Below are 17315 nucleotides of genomic sequence, written 5' to 3' on the forward strand. Positions count from 1 at the left end.
ATCCCCCCGTTCGTCGGGGGGACCTGAAAACGATCAAGGGGTTTGCGTCCGATTCTCGCCGAATCATGACGCAAACCCCTTGATCAACGGGGCCTGACGGGTGTCAGCTGTCGCCGCCGGTCTCGCCCACCGGTGCGGCACGGACGTCGTCGATGGCGTACTTCTGGGCCGCCTCGGCCGGCGCGGACGCCGGGACCGCGCCACGCCGGGCGAGCTGCCGCAGCGTCGCGACGACCACCGTCTCGGCGTCGACGTGGAAGTGCCGCCGCAGCGCGTGCCGCGTGTCGGACAGGCCGAACCCGTCGGTGCCCAGTGAGGTGTAGTCCCCCGGTACCCAGCGGGAGATCAGGTCCGGTACCGCGCGCATCCAGTCGCTGACAGCGACCTTCGGCCCCTCGGCGTCGGCCAGCTTCCGCTGGATGTAGGGCAACCGGGCCTCGGAACCCGGGTCGAGCAGGTTCTGCTCCTCACACTCCACGGCGTCCCGCCGCAGCTCAGTCCAGGAGGTCACCGACCAGACGTCGGCGGCCACCCCCCAGTCCTGGGCGAGCAGCTCCTGGGCCTTGAGCGCCCACTGCATGCCGGTCCCCGACGCCAGGATCTGCGCCTTCGGACCCTCCGCCGCCGACGACGGGGCGGGGGAGTACCGGTAGATGCCCTTGAGCAGACCCTCGACGTCCACGTCGGCCGGCTCGGCCGGCTGGTGGATCGGCTCGTTGTAGATGGTGAGGTAGTAGAAGATGTTCTCCGGGTCCTCGCCGTACATCCGGTGCAGACCGTTCTCGACGATGTGCGCCAGCTCGTACCCGAACGCCGCGTCGTACGACACCACTGCCGGGTTCGTGGCGGCCAGCAACAGCGAGTGGCCGTCCTCGTGCTGGAGACCCTCACCGTTGAGCGTGGTCCGCCCGGCGGTGGCCCCGAGGACGAACCCCCGGGCCATCTGGTCGGCAGCCGCCCAGAACCCGTCACCGGTGCGCTGGAACCCGAACATCGAGTAGAAGATGTACATCGGGATCATCGGCTCGTCGTGCGTGGCGTACGCGCTGCCCGCAGCGGTGAACGAGGCGACCGAACCGGCCTCGTTGATCCCCTCGTGCAGGATCTGCCCGGCGGTGGACTCCTTGTACGACAGGAACAGGTCCCGGTCGACCGAGGTGTACTGCTGTCCGTGCGGCGAGTAGATCTTCTGCGTCGGGAAGAGCGAGTCCATCCCGAAGGTCCGGGCCTCGTCCGGGATGATCGGCACCCAACGCTTGCCGAACTCCTTGTCCTTCATGATGTCCTTGAGCAGGCGGACGAAGGCCATCGTGGTGGCGACCTTCTGCTTGCCCGACCCACGCTTGACGTCGGAGAACCGCTCGGTGCCGGGGATCGCCAGCTTCCTGGTGCTGCGCCGCCGCGAGGGGAGGTACCCGCCCAGCTGCTGACGCCGCTCCTTGAGGTACTCGATCTCGTCGGACTTCTCGCCCGGGTTCAGGTACGGCGGGAGGTAGGGGTTCTCCTCCAGCACCGAGTCCGGGACGTCCAGGTAGAGCCGGTCGCGGAAGGTCTTCAGGTCCTCCAGCGTCAGCTTCTTCATCTGGTGGGTGGCGTTGCGGCCCTCGAAGTGCGAGCCGAGCGTCCAGCCCTTGATCGTCTTGGCCAGGATCACCGTCGGCTGCCCGGTGTGCTCCGTCGCCGCCTTGTAGGCCGCGTAGAGCTTGCGGTAGTCGTGGCCACCCCGCTTGAGGTTCCAGATCTCGTCGTCGGAGAGCCCATCGACCATCTTGCGGGTCCGGGCGTCCCGACCGAAGAAGTGCTCCCTGACGTACGAGCCGGACTCGGCCTTGTACGTCTGGTAGTCACCGTCGAGCGTGGTGTTCATCAGGTTCACCAGGGCGCCGTCGGTGTCCGCCGCGAGCAGCGGATCCCACTCCCGACCCCAGACCACCTTGATGACGTTCCACCCGGCACCCCGGAAGAACGCCTCCAGCTCCTGCATGACCTTGCCGTTGCCGCGTACCGGCCCGTCCAGGCGCTGCAGGTTGCAGTTGATGACGAAGGTGAGGTTGTCCAGCTCCTCGCGGGCGGCCACGCCGATCGCGCCGAGCGACTCGACCTCGTCCATCTCGCCGTCACCGAGGAACGCCCAGACGTTCTGGTCGGAGGTGTCCTTGATGCCCCGGTGGTGCAGGTAGCGGTTGAACCGGGCCTGGTAGATGGCGTTCAGCGGGCCCAGGCCCATGGAGACCGTCGGGAACTCCCAGAAGTCCGGCATCAGCCGGGGGTGCGGGTACGACGGCAGTCCACCGCCGGGGTGCGACACCTCCTGCCGGAACCCGTCGAGCTGGTGCTCGGTCAGCCGCCCCTCCAGGAACGCCCGCGCGTACATCCCGGGCGAGGCGTGACCCTGGTAGAAGATGTGGTCCCCGCCGCCGGGGTGCTCCTTGCCCCGGAAGAAGTGGTTGAAGCCCACCTCGTACAGGGACGCGGAGCTGGCGAAGGTGGAGATGTGGCCGCCGACGCCGATCTCCGGGCGCTGCGCCCGGTGCACCAGCATCGCCGCGTTCCACCTGACGTACGCCCGGATCCGTCGTTCGACGTGCTCGTCGCCGGGGAACCAGGGTTCGCTCTCCGGTGCGATGGTGTTGATGTAGTCGGTGGTGGTCAGGGACGGGACCCCGACCTGGCGCTCGCGGGCTCGTTCGAGCAGGCGCAGCATGACGTACCGGGCGCGTTTGGTTCCACGCTCGTCGATGACACCATCGAGCGACTCGACCCATTCGCCGGTCTCTTCTGGGTCGATGTCCGGAAGCTGGCTCGGCAGACCAGCGGTGATCACCGGGCGCTTGCGTTCCGTAGCCACAGGCGTTCCCTCGGTTGTGTGTGGGACAGGTCTCTAGCGCCATCCTGCCCTTTGGTGGACCCCCGCGTCACGTCTGCGCCCCACAGACGCGACACTCAACACAGGTACCGACCGGTAATTTCATCGCAACAGGTCGGTTTCCTGCCGGTATAGCACCACGCTGACCTGCGGTTTCGGCGCTCGTCGGCGGGGTCGACGCGATCCGACCCCCGGTGACCGAGGGTCACCGGTGAGCCGTCAACCGGGCGGGTCCCGGGCGGTGACGGAACCGATTCGGTCATCGGTGCGCCAGACGGGTTGCGCACCGAGGGTGGTTGTGCGTCCGGCGCGGTGATCGTCCGGTTGCGCAGTGGTCCTACCGTACGGTCCATGACGAGACGGCGGGCCGGGGCGGGCGTACTCATCCTGGCCGGGGCACTGATCCTGCTGGTGGCGCTGGTCGCGGCGACCGGGGGTGACGTCGGCATCGCACCCGTCGGCCTGGTCGGGCTGGTCCTGTTGGCAGTCGGCCTGCGGCTGCTGCCTCCCACCTGTGAGGGTGGGGGCTGATCGTCGCTCGCGGCGCGGCCCTGCGGTGGGTACGGCAGAATGCGGCGTATGCGCAGCGAGGTGATCACCGTACAGACCGGATCCCGTCCCACCGTCCGGGACATCACCGGCGAGGCGGAGCAGTTCGTGTCCGGCCAGGGTGACGGACTCCTGCACGTGTTCGTCCCGCACGCCACCGCCGGACTGGCGATCGTCGAGACCGGTGCCGGCTCCGACGACGACCTGCTCACCGCCCTCGACGAGTTGCTGCCCACCGACGACCGGTGGCGGCACCGGCACGGCTCCCGGGGGCACGGACGCGACCACGTCCTGCCCGCCTTCGTGCCACCGTACGCGTCGGTGCCGGTCCTGGACGGGCGGCTCGCCCTCGGAACGTGGCAGTCGATCTGCCTCGTCGACACCAACGGGGACAACCCGACCCGCCAGGTCCGCTTCTCCTTCCTCCCCGGCTGACCCCGGCTCCTCCCCGGCTAACCCCGGAACTCCATGGATTCCTGTCGATAAATGAGGGTCCGGGGTCGAATGTGTCCCGACGACCGGGGAGTGTCCGAGTGGGCGGAGGCGGTCGAATTCGGTAATGCTGTCGGACGTGAGCACCCCGCAAAACCTCGACGAGCGGTTCCGGGAGGAACTGGCCGCGCTGGCTGGTCCGGATCAGCGACGTGACCTCGGCGAGCCGGTTGCCCCGAGCCCGGTGCCGACCGACGACCGCACCGACCCGGCCGGCGACGACACGCCCGCCGCCCCGGACCCCGCCGCCACCGGGCTGCCACCGCAGGCCCCGCTGACCGGGGCCCGGGCGCTGGAGCTGTTCCAGGCGCAGGTCGTCAGCCGACAGCTCGACCTGGCCGGTCGGTGGCTCTACAGCTTCGGCGAGGGTTTCCACACCACCGCCTCGGCCGGACACGAGGGGAACGCGGCGGTGGCCGCCGCACTGCGCCCCACCGACCCCGCGCTGCTGCACTACCGCTCCGGGGCGTTCTACTGCTACCGCGCCGGCCAGGCCGCCACCGACCCCGCCGCCACGCCTCCCACTCCCACGCCTCCCGCCGCCCCCGACCGGGCGACCCCGACGGGCTACCCCGACGCCACCGGTGCCTCTGGTGCCCCCAGCGCCCCCGGTGCCTCTTCTGGTGCCTCCGACGGTGCCTCCGGGAGCCCGACCGGCGACCCGACCCAGGACGTCCCCCCGACGGCCCCGGACGGCTCAGCCGCCAGCACCGACGGCCCTGCCGCGAGCAACCCCGGTGGCTCAGGCACGAGCAACCCCGGCGGCCCCGCCGCGAGCAACCCCGACGGCTCAGGCGCGGGTAATCCCGGCGGCCCTGCCGCGGGTGCCCTCGACGAATCCACCGCGAGTGCCCCTGACGACCCTGCCGCGATCGGCCCCGACGAGGCCGACGCGTCAGCCTCCGGCGGCCCGCACGAGTCGACCTCGGGTGTCGAGGTCGGTGCGCCCTACCTGGAGGCGGCCCGGGACGTACTGCGGGGGATGGTCGCCTCGGCCCGGGAACCGCTCGCCGGGGGCCGGGACAAGGTGTTCGGCCGGGCCGACCTGAACCTGGTGCCGGTGACCGCCACCGCCGCCACCCACCTGCCGCGCGCTGTCGGCCTCGGGCTGGCCCTGGAACGGCTGCGCCGGGTGGACGTCTCCGCCGACCAGGACGCCCGTACCGGCTCGGATCCCTCCGCCGGTACGGCCCCCGACGGGCGCGGCGGCGATGCCGGAGGCGGCCCCTGGCCCCCGGACGCCATCGTGGTCGCCTCGTTCGGCGACGCGGCCGTCAACCACGCCAGCGCCGCCACCGCCCTCAACACGGCCGGGTGGTGTGACCACACCGGGCTGCGGGTGCCGATCCTCTTCGTCTGCGAGGACAACGGCCTCGGCAGCGGTGTCCGCTCACCTCGGGGCTGGGTGGAGCAGACGCTGCGGTCCCGCCCCGGCGTCAGGTACTTCGCCGCCGACGGCACCGACCTGGAACAGACGTACCGGGTGGCGGGCGCGGCGGCGGCCTGGGTACGTCGCCACCGCCGCCCCGCCGTGCTCCACCTGGACACGGTACGGCTGATGGGGCACGAGGCCGAGGACGAGACCGGATACCGCGCAGCGGCCGAGATCGACGCCGACCTGGCCCGCGACCCGGTCCTCGCCACCGCCCGTGCCCTGGTCGTGGGCGGCTTCGTCACCGCCGAGGACCTCCTCTCGCACTACGACGAGGCGGGCTGGCAGGTGCGTCGACTGGCCGAGGAGGTGATCGAGGAACCGAAGCTCGCCGAGCCGACCGAGGTCCTCTCCCCGCTGGCACCCCGCCGACCGGTACGGGTCTCCCGGGCGGTGGCCGACGCGGCGGCCCGGGCTGCCGGACCGAACGCCGCCGCCCGCGCCGAGGCGTTCGGCGACAAACCGCCCGAGTTGGCCGGCCCGCTGACCCTGGCGGAGAGCATCAACGCCGCCCTCACCGACGGGATGCTGGCCCATCCGCAGATGGCGGTCTTCGGGCAGGACGTCGCCGCCCGGGGCGGACTGTTCGGGGTCACCGAGGCGCTGCGGGACCGGTTCGGTCCGGCCCGGGTCTTCGACACCCTCCTCGACGAGACCTCCATCCTCGGGCTCGGCCTCGGTGCCGGACTCGCCGGACTGCTGCCCGTCCCCGAGATCCAGCACCTGTCGTACCTGCACCACGCCGAGGACCAGCTGCGCCAGGAGGCGGCTGCACTCCAGTTCCTGTCCCAGGGGGCGCTGCGCAACCCGATGGTGGTCCGGGTGGCCGGGTTGGCGTACCAGGAGGGGCCGGGCGGGCCGACCCGCAACGACAACGCGGTGGGGGTCCTGCGGGACGTGCCGGGCCTGGTGGTCGCGGTACCGGCCCGACCCGACGACGCCGCCCCGATGCTGCGTACCTGCCTGGCCAGCGCCGCTGTGGACGGCACGGTGGCCGTCTTCCTGGAGCCCGGCGCCCTCTACCAGGCCCGGGACCTCTACACCGACGGTGACGGCGAGTGGCTCGGGGAGTACGCCGAACCCGCCGCCTGGAGCGCGGGACACGTCCCGATCGGCCGCGCCCGGGTGTACGGGGTCGGCTCCGCCGAGGACCTCACCATCGTGACGTTCGGTAACGGGGTCAGGTTGTCGCTGCGGGCGGCGGCCACCCTCGCCGACGAGGGGTTCGGTAGCCGGGTGGTGGATCTGCGCTGGCTGGCACCGCTCCCGGTGGCCGATCTGTTCCGGGAGGCCTCGGCCACGGGCCGGGTGCTGGTCGTCGACGAGACCCGGCGGACCGGCGGTGTGGGTGAGGGGGTGATCGCCGCCCTCGTCGACGCGGGATACGTTGGGGCGGTACGCAGAGTGGCAGCGGTTGACTCGTTTGTACCATTAGGCCCGGCTGCCCGTCAGGTTCTGGTCTCCGAGGATGCCATCACCCAGGGTGCCCGTACGCTGCTGGCGCGGTAAATTCCGTTCCACCCGGTGCGCCACTTGCGCGCGGCGGCACAAGTGTGTGGACTTGCCCTGACGGCGTCGTGACGCGATGCCGGGCAGCACGAGATGAGGAGGCACGCGACAGTGAGCGCGACCGCTGGTCAGGCCGCCGACGGGGTACGTAGCCTCGCGGACCGGTTCGGAATCGAGCCGGGGATGGTCGTCATGGAGATGGGGTACGACGAGGACGTCGACCACGAACTTCGTGACGCCCTTGCCGACCGTTGTGGGGACCTGGTCGACGAGGACACCGACGAGGTGGTCGACGCGGTGTTGGTCTGGCACCGCGACGACGACGGCGACCTCTTCGAGCTTCTCGTGGACGCCCTCGGCCCGCTGGCCGACAACGGGGTCGTGTGGCTGCTGACGCCCAAGTCCGGCCGCGACGGACACGTCGAGCCGAGCGAGGTGGCCGAGTCCGCCCAGACCGCCGGCCTCCAGCAGACCTCGACCATCAGCGCCGGCCCGGACTGGAGCGGGGCCCGTCTGGTCCTGCGCCGGGGCAGCAAGGCCAAGAAGTAGCAACCGGCGCCCCCACCGGCCGGCGGAGGTCGCCGACCCCGGTGGGACGGGGCACGGCCTGACCCCACCGGCGTGTGGCAGGCTGGTCGACCGTGACTACCCAAGGAGCTCGCATGCCGATCGAGGTTGGTGCCCAGGCGCCGGACTTCGTGCTGAAGGACCAGAACAACCAGGAGGTCAAGCTCTCCGACTTCCGGGGCAAGCGGACCGTCCTGCTGGTCTTCTACCCCCTCGCCTTCACCGGTGTCTGCCGTGGCGAGCTGTGCGAGGTGCGGGACAACCTCAACCAGTACGTCAACGACGACGTCCAGGTCCTCACCGTCAGCGTCGACTCGGTCTACGCGCACAAGATCTGGGCCGACCAGGAGGGCTACCAGTTCCCCCTGCTGGCCGACTTCTGGCCGCACGGCGCGGTGGCCCAGGCGTACGGCGTGTTCAACGACGTGGCCGGGATCGCCAACCGGGGCACCTTCGTCATCGACCGGGACGGCGTGGTCCGGTTCGCCGAGATGAACCTGCCCGGCGAGGCCCGTGACCAGGAGGCCTGGCGCAAGGCGCTGGCCGAGACCGCCGCCGCCTGATCCCGTTCGACCGGGTCGGTGGCCGGCAGGTAAGCTGACCAGCCACCGGCCCGCGTCTGCGGCGTACCGGGCGCGTAGCTCAGTGGGAGAGCACTCGCCTTACAAGCGAGGGGTCGCAGGTTCGAAACCTGCCGCGCCCACCCCCCCGATCAGCACGTGCAGCAGGCCGCCGGATGACCGGCGGCCTGTTCTCGTCGGCGCGAGTGACCCCACCGCCGAGATCTTGGCGCGTTTCGGCCCCCGGAGGGGCCACCGACCTCCACTGTCGTGGCGGCGGGACCACAGAGGGTGGGAGTCGTCAGGCCGGGTCCAGGTAGGCCCGCCTGACCCGGAGCAGCCACGCCTCGACGGTGGCCCGGTCGGGTCGGATCGGCAGCGGGGACGTGACCGAGTCGAACCGGGCCTGCGCGTCGGCCAGGACCGGGCGGGCGATCTCCGGGTTCGTGGCCACTGCGGTTCCGAAGTCGACGTACCGCTGGGGGTCGTCGAGTCGGATCGGCAGGTGTCCGGTGGCGTACAGGGCGAGACCCTGGTCGAGGAGGCGGAGCAGGTGTCGGCCGTGTTTGGCCTGGCGGTTGCGCATCTTCGACGCGAACCGGCCGGTGTCGAGCAGCCGCTTGAACTGGGCGGTGGCGTACCCCAGGTAGGCGTCCCTGACCCGGGTGGCGCAGAGGAATGCCGTCCGGATGGCGATCAGGTCGGCACCGAGGTCGGTGCGGACCTCGTACAGGTCGTCGGGGAGCCAGAGCAGCTCGGTGACCGTCGGGTTCCCGGCGAGCAGGAGCGTGGCCGCCTTCGCCGCCTCGTGGTAGGTGACGTCCGGATCGTGGTGCACTATCGACGCGGTCCGCCCGGTGGGCGGGTCGAGGCCGTGGAAGGCGACAGTGGGCGCGGCGTACACACCGAGCCGGTCCACGTCGGACCCCGGCCCGGCGAGGCCGTAGGCGGTGGAGCCGACGATGCCGGTGAGGAGCAGGTTCGCCACGTCAGAAGTCCCCCTCGGCCACCTGGAGGCAGGTCAGGCCGAACTCGTCCCGCCACATCCGGACCACCTGGTCACGGTCGTCGAGGACGAAGGCCACCTCGTACCGGTCCCGGACCAGGGTCCGGTACATCTCCGCCTTGACCACCGAGTCCTTCCGGTTGTCCCGTTGTGGGCGCAGGTGCAGGTCGTCGTAGGGGACACGCTGGGCGTCGAGCCAGAGCTCGGTCTGCCACCGGCACACCTCGTCCCGCCCGGAGAGCAGGATGATCCGGTGCCGTCCGGCGGCGGCGAGGGTCTGGACGAGTTCGACGACTGCCGGGTTCGGCAGGTCCTCGCCGACCCTGCCCCAGTCGAAGGGGGACCGGTCCCCCCGCAGGGCGAGGGTCCCGTCGATGTCGACGAGAACGGCTCGGGTACGGCTGGTCATCGCCGGGCCTCCCCTCGATCGCGGTCCGGTGTCCACCTTTCCTGATCATGCTCGCCGTCGACCGTCGACACCAGCGGATAACCCGACCGGGCTCACCCCTCACAGCGCAATCCGGAGGGTCGCGGCGAGGTGGGCGAGGGCGGGATCGGCGTGGGAGGAACGACGGAGCAGGGTACGCAACGTGCTGCGGGCGGCGGGGCGGTGACGTACCTCGGTGGGGGCGGTCCGGTCGGCGAGCAGCAGCGCCCGACCTGCCTCCGGCAGGTCGTTTCGACGCAGGAATCCACCGGCGACGTCGACCAGGTAACCGGCCCGCAGTTCCAGGGTGAGCCGCTGGAAGGCCGGGTCGACGACGAGTTCCCGGTGCAGCCGAAGCGGGTCGGGGTGCTCGTCCAGGTCGAGGGCGGCGGTGACCCGGGTCAGCGTGACCAGGGTCGGGCCGAAGCTCGTGCCCTGGTGCTGATGGTCGTCGCCGAGTGAGTCGGCGATCTCGACGGCGTGCTCCAGTAGGTCTGCGCTGCTGTGTCGGTCGCCGTGCCTGGCGGTGGCCCGGGCAGCCTGGAGCAGCAGAGCGCCGTACACCCGGAGGTGTTCCGGATCGGCGGTGGGCGGGTCGGGCGGCGCGAGACTGTCGGCGACGGCGAGGGCGACCTCCCACGCGTGGCGGGGGCGGCCCAGGGCGCTGACCACCTGGGCGAGGGCCACGGTCGCCGAGGCGACGAGGAGGGGGTCAGCGGTTCGCCGACAGGTCGTCATGGCCCGGTCGGCGGTCAGCCAGGCCGTCGCCAGCTCACCCAGCTTGTGCAGTACCGCCGAGGTGACCTGGTACACCTGCCCCAACAGTCGGCAGGGGACCGGGTCGTCGGGTTGCGCGGCTCGGGTGAGCTGCGCGTCGGACAACAACCCCGGAAGGGTACGCAGCAGGTGCCGGTAGTCGGCGTGCCCGAAAGCCAGCCAGGCGTGCGCCACTCGTGCCGCTAGGGCAGCACGGCTCGGCTCGGTGTGGGCGGTGCGGGCAAGAGCAGCGTCGTACCGGAAAAGGACGGTCCGTAACGGGTCCAGTTCGGTCCCGATCAGCGGATCGATCGCCCCGCCGGTGCGCTGTGCGGGCGGAGGATCGGTGCCGAGGAGGAGTTCGACGTCGATCCGGAGCGCGACGGCGATGTCCTGGAGGGTCGACAGCTTGTCCAACCGGCGGACACCCCGCTCCACCTTGTCAACCCAGCTCTTGGACTTGCCGATGGCGTCGGCGAACACCTGCTGCGACATCGCCCGCCGACTGCGCCAGTACGCCACCCGTCGCCCGACCGGCAGTTCACTGCCCACAGCGGTAGCCCCGCTTCTGCCCGTACGTGAGCAGCGGTGCCTGTCGCGTCAACGGCGTCAGCCGAATCGTCGGCCCGTCATTCCACCTGTGCCGCGCCTCCGGCTTTCCCCGCTGCCGCTCCGCCTCGTCCAGGATCCGCTGCCGTGCAGCCCTGAACTCCGCCTCCTGCACCGCCTTGCCCAAGTCGCTGCTCCGAGGGGAATTCAGACTTCTAGCCGAACGCAGTCGGAGCCAGCCCCAACCCGGTCTTGAGAAACGGCGGACACGGGAAGCGAACTGCCTCAGCTTGACAATCATGATCGCTCCTTCGGGTGTTCGAGCTGGTGGCCCTGGGATTCCGGATGGGATTCCTGTTCGTAAAAGTTCTGCTTCCGCACTTCGGCTCGGTCTGGCCGACCTCAATAACCGATGGGAATCAGGGTCTGGCAGGCTCACTGGTGTGGCCAGGCAATGGCAGTGCAAGATGGGGGCAACGCGATGCAATCGAGCGAGCCGAGGTTGCGGTGAAGATCGAGCAGTGGACGGGGAGGTCAGCTTCCCTGCTTCAGCAAGCAGCGGGGATGACCAACGAGGGTTTTGCTGAGTGGCTCGGGGTCAGTGTCCGAACAGTTGCCTACTGGCGAAGCCGGCCGACGACTATCCTCGGAAGGACGAACCGGGAGATCCTGGCTACTGCTCTTGGCAGAATTTCAGACGTGGTGAGCCGACGATTCTGGAACCTCGCCGGGGAAAGTCATGACTCCCTGGAGGGATTTCCTGACGCAGGTGGTGTTGGTCGTCTGCTGGCCAAGGCGGCAGAGTTCATGTCTGAAGACCGCATGTTGGCTTCCTGCTCCGTTTCGGTTGAGAGCAGGGATCTGCTGCAGGAGGAAGTCGTTTCACTCGCCCGATGCGGAGGTATGTCTGCTTCCGAGACTTTTGGAGTGGCGTACGAGATATGTGAGAACGCGCGAGCCCTCGCCTATTCGAGCCGTCGCCCTCGTGAGCTTGTCGATCTTTACCTGACCCTTGCCCAGTCGGTTGGGCTGATGGCTTCATCCGCATTCGACCTTGGGTTCTGGCGTGAATCCGCAACCCTGGCACGGGCTTCGACGCAGTATGCCGATCTCGCTGGCCATGCATCAATGAAGGCGTGGACTTATGGGCTCCGCATGACGCTGCATAATTGGCGTAATGAGCCAGGAGTGGCTCTCGACCTGCTGGCGAAGGCGTTGGTCGGGGCACCTGAAGGGGGGTCGAAGTTTAGGTTGCACCATATTGCTGCTCGGTCACGAGCGATTCTTGGTGACCCGGGGGGAGTGGCCGAAATGCTGAGTCAAGCACGCAGGGATCGGGATCTCGTCGCCGGTGGCCCAGATGATCTGGGTGAATTCGGTGGGGAGTTCTCCTTCGGTGTGGCCAGGGCTGAGGCGTGTGCGGCGGCCGCATGGCTGGATGTGTCAGAAGGTAAAAATGCAGCGAAGTGCACGAGCGAGGCCCTGCGGTTGTATAGAAATATGCCCGAAGTGCGTCGCCCCTACTCCCAGGTCGCCGGAACCCAGATTGATCTGGGGGCAGCATGTCTGCTGATAGGTGACCGGGATGCTGCCGTAAGTGTTCTTCGATCGATTTTGGATCTTCCCCAACAGAAACGGAACACCTCCCTCGTGGGGCGGATGTCGAAGGTGTCCCACATCCTTGCTGCTCCGCAGTGGCGAGAAGATGCCGTAGCTGGTCAGGTGGCGGAGGAGGTTTCTCTCTGGCTCAGCGAAGCGTCAAGAAGCAGTACGTGACGAGCGCGCCCAGGCGACAAGAATCTGTTCTTCCTTCCTCCTGTCGAGGCCGATTTCCATGGGACGCTCATGCGCGTTCGTCGGATTGGAATCAATCAGCCAGCGCCAGGTATCCAGGACGGTGTCGACCAGGGGGCGACAGGCCAACCCCACGCTCGCTGCTCGGGTCGCATCGACCTGCCAGACTCCCGGATGCGTCCGCCAGAGTGGAAGTTCCGACCACTGTCGGACACCTGCGCTCGTCAGCACGTCGTCCGGCACCCAGGTGAAATCGGGCCGTCCGCCGGTAACCTCGGCACAGGAGCCGACCAGGTCGGCGAAGGTGGACCTTCCGATGGGTGCGCAGACGTTGTAACACCCCGACCGTTCGTCAATGATCGTTTGCAGGGCGAAGGCGGCTAGGTCCCGTACGTCGACCGGTTGGATCGACCGTTGGGGTGGAGCAGGCACGAGCACCGGCCCGCCGGACGCGATGCGGTGCAGCCACCAGGGCAACCGGCCGACATACTCGCGCGGCCCAAGAATGACACCCGGCCGCAGGACCGTCGTCCGATGTTCACCGAAGGCCAACCGGACGGCGTTCTCACACCCCGACTTCTGGTAGCCGTAGCGGGTGGGTCCGTCCTCGGTGTCGGTACCGTGATCCTCTCCGGCGTCGGCAGGGCAGGCCAGGATGGGCGACTCCTCGGTGAGTGGCTCAACCGGCCAGTCCCGATACACGCTGACCGTGGAGAGAAAGACGTATCGATCGACGACATGCGCCAACGCCTCAGCCACATCGAGGGTGTTGCGCGGAACGTATCCCGAGGTGTCCACCACCGCGTCCCACCTGCCGGTCGACGCGAGCATGGCAACGTCGTCAGGCCGACTGCGGTCCCCGCGTCGGGCGTCGACCCCTGCGAGGTCGTCACCCGCGCGGCCCCGGTTGAAGGTGGTGACCTCCCACCCGAGTTCGAGAGCAGTCGCCACCACCGCGTGTCCGACGAAGCGGGTTCCACCCAGCACCAGCAGTCGCATGGCAGGATCATGCCCTCTTCCGTCCCGTCCCGTCCTGTCGTGGCGGGTCGGATTGAGACCATCGATGACCAAGGGGTGTCGCAGGGACCCGAGAAGGCTGCTGGACTGTCGGATATCTAGGGCGCGCAGATGAGCATCGAGCATGTCGAGGCTATGCAGGACCACTGGTGGTGGCGACCCGGTTGGCGGGTGGGCCGACGGTTCTACGCCTGTCACTTCGAGTTGGGCGCACAGAGCGCTCTGGTCGACCTGGTAGCCCGGTGGCAGGTCGTACTACGGGATTTCTCGGGGCTCGATCTCATCCCCGGTCGGTGGTTGCATCTGACCACTGAGGGGATTGGCTTCGTGGACGAGGTGGGCTCCGACGAGGTTGTGGAGTTGCGGCAACAGTTGTCCGTCCGGCTGGCCGCGCTGTCGACACCCGTGGTCACCTTCCACCGGCCGGTGGTCCGGCCGGAGGCCGTCTACCTGCCCGCCACACCGGTGGAGTCGATCGAAGCTGTCCGCTCGACCATCCGTGACGTCGTCACCGAGGTGCTCGGTGACGACCGTGTCGAGGCGACACCAGCGCAGTTCCGCCCGCACGTCAGCATCGCCTACTCGAACACCGGCCAGCCGTCCCGACCCATCGCAGAGGCGCTGTCCCGTGTCGACGTCGATCCTGTCACGGTGGCCCTCGACCGGATCGGGTTCCTGGAGTTCCACCGGGACTACCGCATGTACGAGTGGACGACGGTGGAACGGTTGGGCATCGGGTGCTGCTCGAAGTGGAGTCGTGACGCTGCCCGAGGGTGATCTGCCCCGGGGCTGGTCGTCCGCCAAACCGTTGGGACCCATCACGGTGGTGCGCTCGGCACTCCGCGACATCGTCGCGGAGTGCCGAGCCGAGTGACAAGCCGTTGTTGGAGATCCCGGCGGGATCACCGCCGACGCCGAACCACTCCTGCGATGGGTCCCCGTGTCAGCCGGGAAAGTAGATCACCGGCAGGAAGCCTTCGTCTCCGTACGCCTTGCCGTCGCTGGTGAGTAGGGATGCGTCGTGTTCGAAGGCGGCCACCAGGGCTGCGGCGCAGTCGAGGTGGCCGGTGAGGTTGCGCCAGTACGACAACTCCAGCCAGTCCTCGCCGGAGGTCGACAGCATGGCGCAGGCCTCCCGCCCGAACAGCGCCTGCAGGAGCGACCGTTCGGTGGGATCGGCGATGCTCGCCAAGGCCTCGGCGGCGGCGACCGATGGCACGCCGAACCGGACACCGTCCTCGGTGACCTCGTGCAACGGCTCGGCGACGTGCATCGAGCCGGCGGCGTAGGCACACAGCGCGGACCGATCAAGGATGAGCCGTACGGGTAGCTGGTCGGCGTTGCTCATGCGGCCGAGGGCTGGGTCAGGTGGCCGGGCTCGTCGAGCGCTCCCTGGCGGGCGCGTTCCCGCACGGCGGCCCGTCGTTGCGGGGTCCATTCGGCTTCGACAGCAGCCCGGCGGGCGCGGGCATTGGCCACCCCTTCGGGGGTCACCTCGATGCCGAACTCCTGGTGCAATGCAGCGAGTTCGTCCAGCCTTATCCGGGCACGGACGGTCTCGACGAGGAAAGCGCTGGTGTTCTCCTCGCGTTCCAGGCGTTCCGCCACGTCCTCCGGCACGGAGATCGACAACTTGCGGTACCGCTCGGTCATACCGGCATCCTATCCCGGTGCGACCGGGTGTCGTACCGACACGTGGGTAACGGGAAAAGCCGAATCCGGTTACGGTTTCGGTGGGCGGGAACGGCCTTGGCGGGCGGTATGCGGGAGGGCGACGAGGTGGCAGATCAGCCGGGCGCGTACGACCACGACCTGCATGACGACCCCGACTTCTCGGCGTATGCCTTCAACCAGCCGGATCCCGTGGAGGCTCCGATCGGGCAGGCGCAGGCAGAGCAGCCCACGTCGAAGACGAGCCCAACCGGAAAGCGGCGACTGGACCCCACCGATCCGAAGCTGACGCCTCGGCAGCGGGCGGGACTGCGGTACCGGGCACGTCAGGCGGCACCACCCGACCAGCCCCTGGACCCGGCCTTCGCACCGCGCCCCAGCGGGCGGCCGAAAAGCGATCCGGCGAGGCAGGGCCGCGTTGACCGCCCTGTCCATCCTCGGGTGCGGCTCGACCCCGACGGCGAGAATCTCACCGCCATGCAGCGGGTGGGCCTGCGGCATCGGCAACGGCAGAAGGCCATCCGTGCCGGCAATGCGACCGATGAGAGCTTCGCCCTGCGGTCGCCGGGCCGTCCCCGGGGTTCCACCCGATCCGGCCGACCGGGTCCGGGCACCGGGCAGACGGGTCCGAGTCGTCCGACAGACGAGGTGACCGTCGCCCAGGTTGCCGCGATGTCCCTGAGGGACGGGCCTTCGGACACCAGGGGAGCCGGCAGACCGACCACGCCCGCGTCACCTTCCCCCGGGTTCGGTCGGGAGATTTCCCCGACGCCCCGGGGACGCGCCTGAAGGGGATTTGTCGGGAATCCCACGGTAGGCCGGGTCCTGGCGGTGGACGGGTGACGGTGGACGCCGTTCGCATGTCCGCCCGGGAAGCGGGAACCCGGGGGCATCGCGGCGAAGGGAAGAGCTGGCATGGGCGACGGGACCGGACTGGCCATCGGGGTGCTCGGCTCCTACGGCGGGCGCAACCTCGGCGACGAGGCGATCCTCACCGGCCTGCTCACCGACCTGCGCGAGCAGGAGCCCGACGGGCGGATCACCGTCTTCTCCCGTAACCCCGAGCACACCCGTCGCGCCCATCCGGACGTGCGGGCGGTGCCGTGGGAGGGGGTCAGCCGGGTCGACTCGTCGGTGATCCTCGACGAACTGGACCTGCTGATCCTCGGCGGCGGGGGGATCCTCTACGACCGGGAGGCCCGCCGCTACATGCGGGTGGTCCGGGCCGCCCAGGAGCGGGGACTGCCCCTGCTGACGTACGCGGTCGGGGCCGGGCCGTTGACCGACGGGGTGGACACCGAGATGGTCCGGGACACCCTGTCCCGGGCGATCGAGGTGACGGTACGCGACGAGGAGTCCCGGGTGGTGCTGGAGGAGACGGGTCTGCTCAACCCGATCACCGTCACCGGGGACCCGGCGTTCCTGCTGCAACCGGAGGAGTTCCCCACCCACCTGCTGCGCGAGGAGGGGGTGCCGACCGGGGCTCGACTGGTCGGGATGAGCGTCCGGGAGCCGGGGCGGGCCGCCGAGCGCCTCGACGTCGACGGGTACCACCGTCTCCTCGCCCAGATCGGTGACTTCCTGGTCCACCGGATCGACGCGTACGTCCTGTTCGTGCCGATGGAGCGTGACGACATCCGGCACTCGCACGGGGTGATGTCGCACATGACCGCCGCCGACCGGGGTCGGATCCTGCACGGGGACTACTCCCCGGGGCAGGTGCTGGGGCTGATGCGGCACTTCGACATCGCCGTCGGGATGCGCCTGCACTTCCTGATCTTCGCCGCGATGAGCGGCACCCCCTTCCTGCCCCTGCCGTACGCGGGGAAGGTGTTCGACCTGGCGGTACGGCTCGGCGTACCGGCGCTCAAGGGGGTGGCCCGGGAGGTGGAGGGTCCCCTGTTGGCCGAGGTCGACCGGCTCTGGGACGAGCGGGAGGCCCGGGCCGAGGCGACAGCCCGTCGGGTGGCCGACGTGTGCGAGGAGGCCCGGGGGACCTCTCAGGTCACCCGGGCCGTTCTCGACAGCATCCGTACCCGGACCCTGGCCGGTGCCCAGGAGCCGGTGACCCGCCCCTGAACCCGGCCCCGTGCCCGTGAGCCGGGTCGGGTCGCCGCCCG

Annotated in this window: 16 protein-coding genes and 1 tRNA gene; 9 read left to right on the forward strand and 8 right to left on the reverse strand. The window is 69.5% G+C overall.

Annotation, left to right across the window (positions count from 1 at the left end; translation table 11 throughout):
* Positions 1-103 precede the first annotated feature (103 nt).
* Positions 104-2848, reverse strand: coding sequence for a pyruvate dehydrogenase (acetyl-transferring), homodimeric type (aceE, locus tag ABT336_RS01385; protein WP_350894480.1), 2745 nt, complete (start codon positions 2846-2848; stop codon positions 104-106).
* A 369-nt stretch (positions 2849-3217) separates the two neighbouring features.
* Here aceE and ABT336_RS01390 point away from each other — a divergent pair, with 369 nt between their 5' ends.
* The 6 genes from ABT336_RS01390 (at position 3218) to ABT336_RS01415 (ending at position 8118) form a co-directional block, all read left to right on the forward strand.
* Positions 3218-3397 (forward strand): hypothetical protein, encoded by a 180-nt coding sequence (locus tag ABT336_RS01390; RefSeq protein WP_350894481.1) that lies wholly within the window; start codon positions 3218-3220, stop codon positions 3395-3397.
* 48 nt (positions 3398-3445) lie between these two features.
* Positions 3446-3850: a secondary thiamine-phosphate synthase enzyme YjbQ gene (locus tag ABT336_RS01395; protein WP_350894482.1), complete on the forward strand. Its 405-nt coding sequence runs from the start codon at positions 3446-3448 to the stop codon at positions 3848-3850.
* A 469-nt stretch (positions 3851-4319) separates the two neighbouring features.
* Complete coding sequence (locus ABT336_RS01400; protein ID WP_502891074.1) at positions 4320-6848, forward strand: transketolase C-terminal domain-containing protein; 2529 nt, start codon at positions 4320-4322, stop codon at positions 6846-6848.
* Positions 6849-6959: 111 nt separating this feature from the next.
* The gene (locus ABT336_RS01405; protein WP_350894484.1) at positions 6960-7397 is read left to right on the forward strand and encodes a DUF3052 domain-containing protein; all 438 of its coding nucleotides are present in this window, start codon (positions 6960-6962) and stop codon (positions 7395-7397) included.
* Between the two features lie 113 nt (positions 7398-7510).
* Positions 7511-7978, forward strand: a complete 468-nt coding sequence (locus ABT336_RS01410; RefSeq protein WP_350894485.1) for a peroxiredoxin — start codon at positions 7511-7513, stop codon at positions 7976-7978.
* Between the two features lie 68 nt (positions 7979-8046).
* A tRNA-Val gene (locus ABT336_RS01415) sits at positions 8047-8118 on the forward strand.
* Positions 8119-8276: 158 nt separating this feature from the next.
* Here ABT336_RS01415 and ABT336_RS01420 read toward each other — a convergent pair.
* From ABT336_RS01420 to ABT336_RS01435, 4 genes are all read right to left on the reverse strand, one after another.
* A complete protein-coding gene (locus ABT336_RS01420; protein ID WP_350894486.1) occupies positions 8277-8963 on the reverse strand; it encodes a nucleotidyltransferase domain-containing protein in 687 nt (228 codons plus the stop codon).
* A 1-nt stretch (position 8964) separates the two neighbouring features.
* Positions 8965-9390, reverse strand: coding sequence for a phosphatase domain-containing protein (locus ABT336_RS01425; RefSeq protein ID WP_350894487.1), 426 nt, complete (start codon positions 9388-9390; stop codon positions 8965-8967).
* 99 nt (positions 9391-9489) lie between these two features.
* Positions 9490-10716 carry a helix-turn-helix domain-containing protein gene (locus ABT336_RS01430; protein WP_350894488.1) on the reverse strand — a complete coding sequence of 409 codons (1227 nt, stop codon included), beginning with the start codon at positions 10714-10716 and terminating at the stop codon, positions 9490-9492.
* The gene (locus tag ABT336_RS01435) at positions 10706-10900 is read right to left on the reverse strand and encodes a hypothetical protein (RefSeq protein WP_350894489.1); all 195 of its coding nucleotides are present in this window, start codon (positions 10898-10900) and stop codon (positions 10706-10708) included. Before ABT336_RS01435 ends, ABT336_RS01430 begins: the two co-directional genes overlap by 11 nt.
* A gap of 128 nt (positions 10901-11028) precedes the next feature.
* Between ABT336_RS01435 and ABT336_RS01440 the strand changes: the two genes are divergently transcribed.
* Positions 11029-12489, forward strand: a complete 1461-nt coding sequence (locus ABT336_RS01440) for a hypothetical protein (RefSeq protein WP_350894490.1) — start codon at positions 11029-11031, stop codon at positions 12487-12489.
* On the opposite strand, the gene ABT336_RS01445 is transcribed toward ABT336_RS01440, so the two are convergent.
* Positions 12472-13506, reverse strand: coding sequence for an NAD-dependent epimerase/dehydratase family protein (locus ABT336_RS01445; RefSeq protein WP_350894491.1), 1035 nt, complete (start codon positions 13504-13506; stop codon positions 12472-12474). The two genes, ABT336_RS01440 and ABT336_RS01445, sit on opposite strands and share 18 nt — an antisense overlap.
* A gap of 129 nt (positions 13507-13635) precedes the next feature.
* On the opposite strand from ABT336_RS01445, the gene ABT336_RS01450 reads away from it, so the two are divergent.
* Entirely contained in the window at positions 13636-14301 is a 666-nt protein-coding gene (locus ABT336_RS01450; protein WP_350894492.1) for a 2'-5' RNA ligase family protein, read from the forward strand.
* 166 nt (positions 14302-14467) lie between these two features.
* Here the strand turns inward: ABT336_RS01450 and ABT336_RS01455 are convergent, their stop codons facing one another.
* Both ABT336_RS01455 and ABT336_RS01460 read right to left on the reverse strand, forming a co-directional pair.
* On the reverse strand, positions 14468-14872 hold the full coding sequence (locus ABT336_RS01455) for a hypothetical protein (protein ID WP_350894493.1): 405 nt from the start codon (positions 14870-14872) through the stop codon (positions 14468-14470).
* Entirely contained in the window at positions 14869-15177 is a 309-nt protein-coding gene (locus tag ABT336_RS01460; protein ID WP_350894494.1) for a hypothetical protein, read from the reverse strand. Before ABT336_RS01460 ends, ABT336_RS01455 begins: the two co-directional genes overlap by 4 nt.
* Before the next feature lie 933 nt (positions 15178-16110).
* Between ABT336_RS01460 and ABT336_RS01465 the strand changes: the two genes are divergently transcribed.
* A complete protein-coding gene (locus tag ABT336_RS01465; RefSeq protein ID WP_350894495.1) occupies positions 16111-17274 on the forward strand; it encodes a polysaccharide pyruvyl transferase family protein in 1164 nt (387 codons plus the stop codon).
* The last annotated feature ends 41 nt before the right edge of the window (positions 17275-17315 follow it).

Origin of the sequence: Micromonospora sp. NPDC000207 (assembly GCF_040300925.1) — a bacterium.
In the GTDB taxonomy this organism is placed as follows: Bacteria; Actinomycetota; Actinomycetes; order Mycobacteriales; family Micromonosporaceae; genus Micromonospora.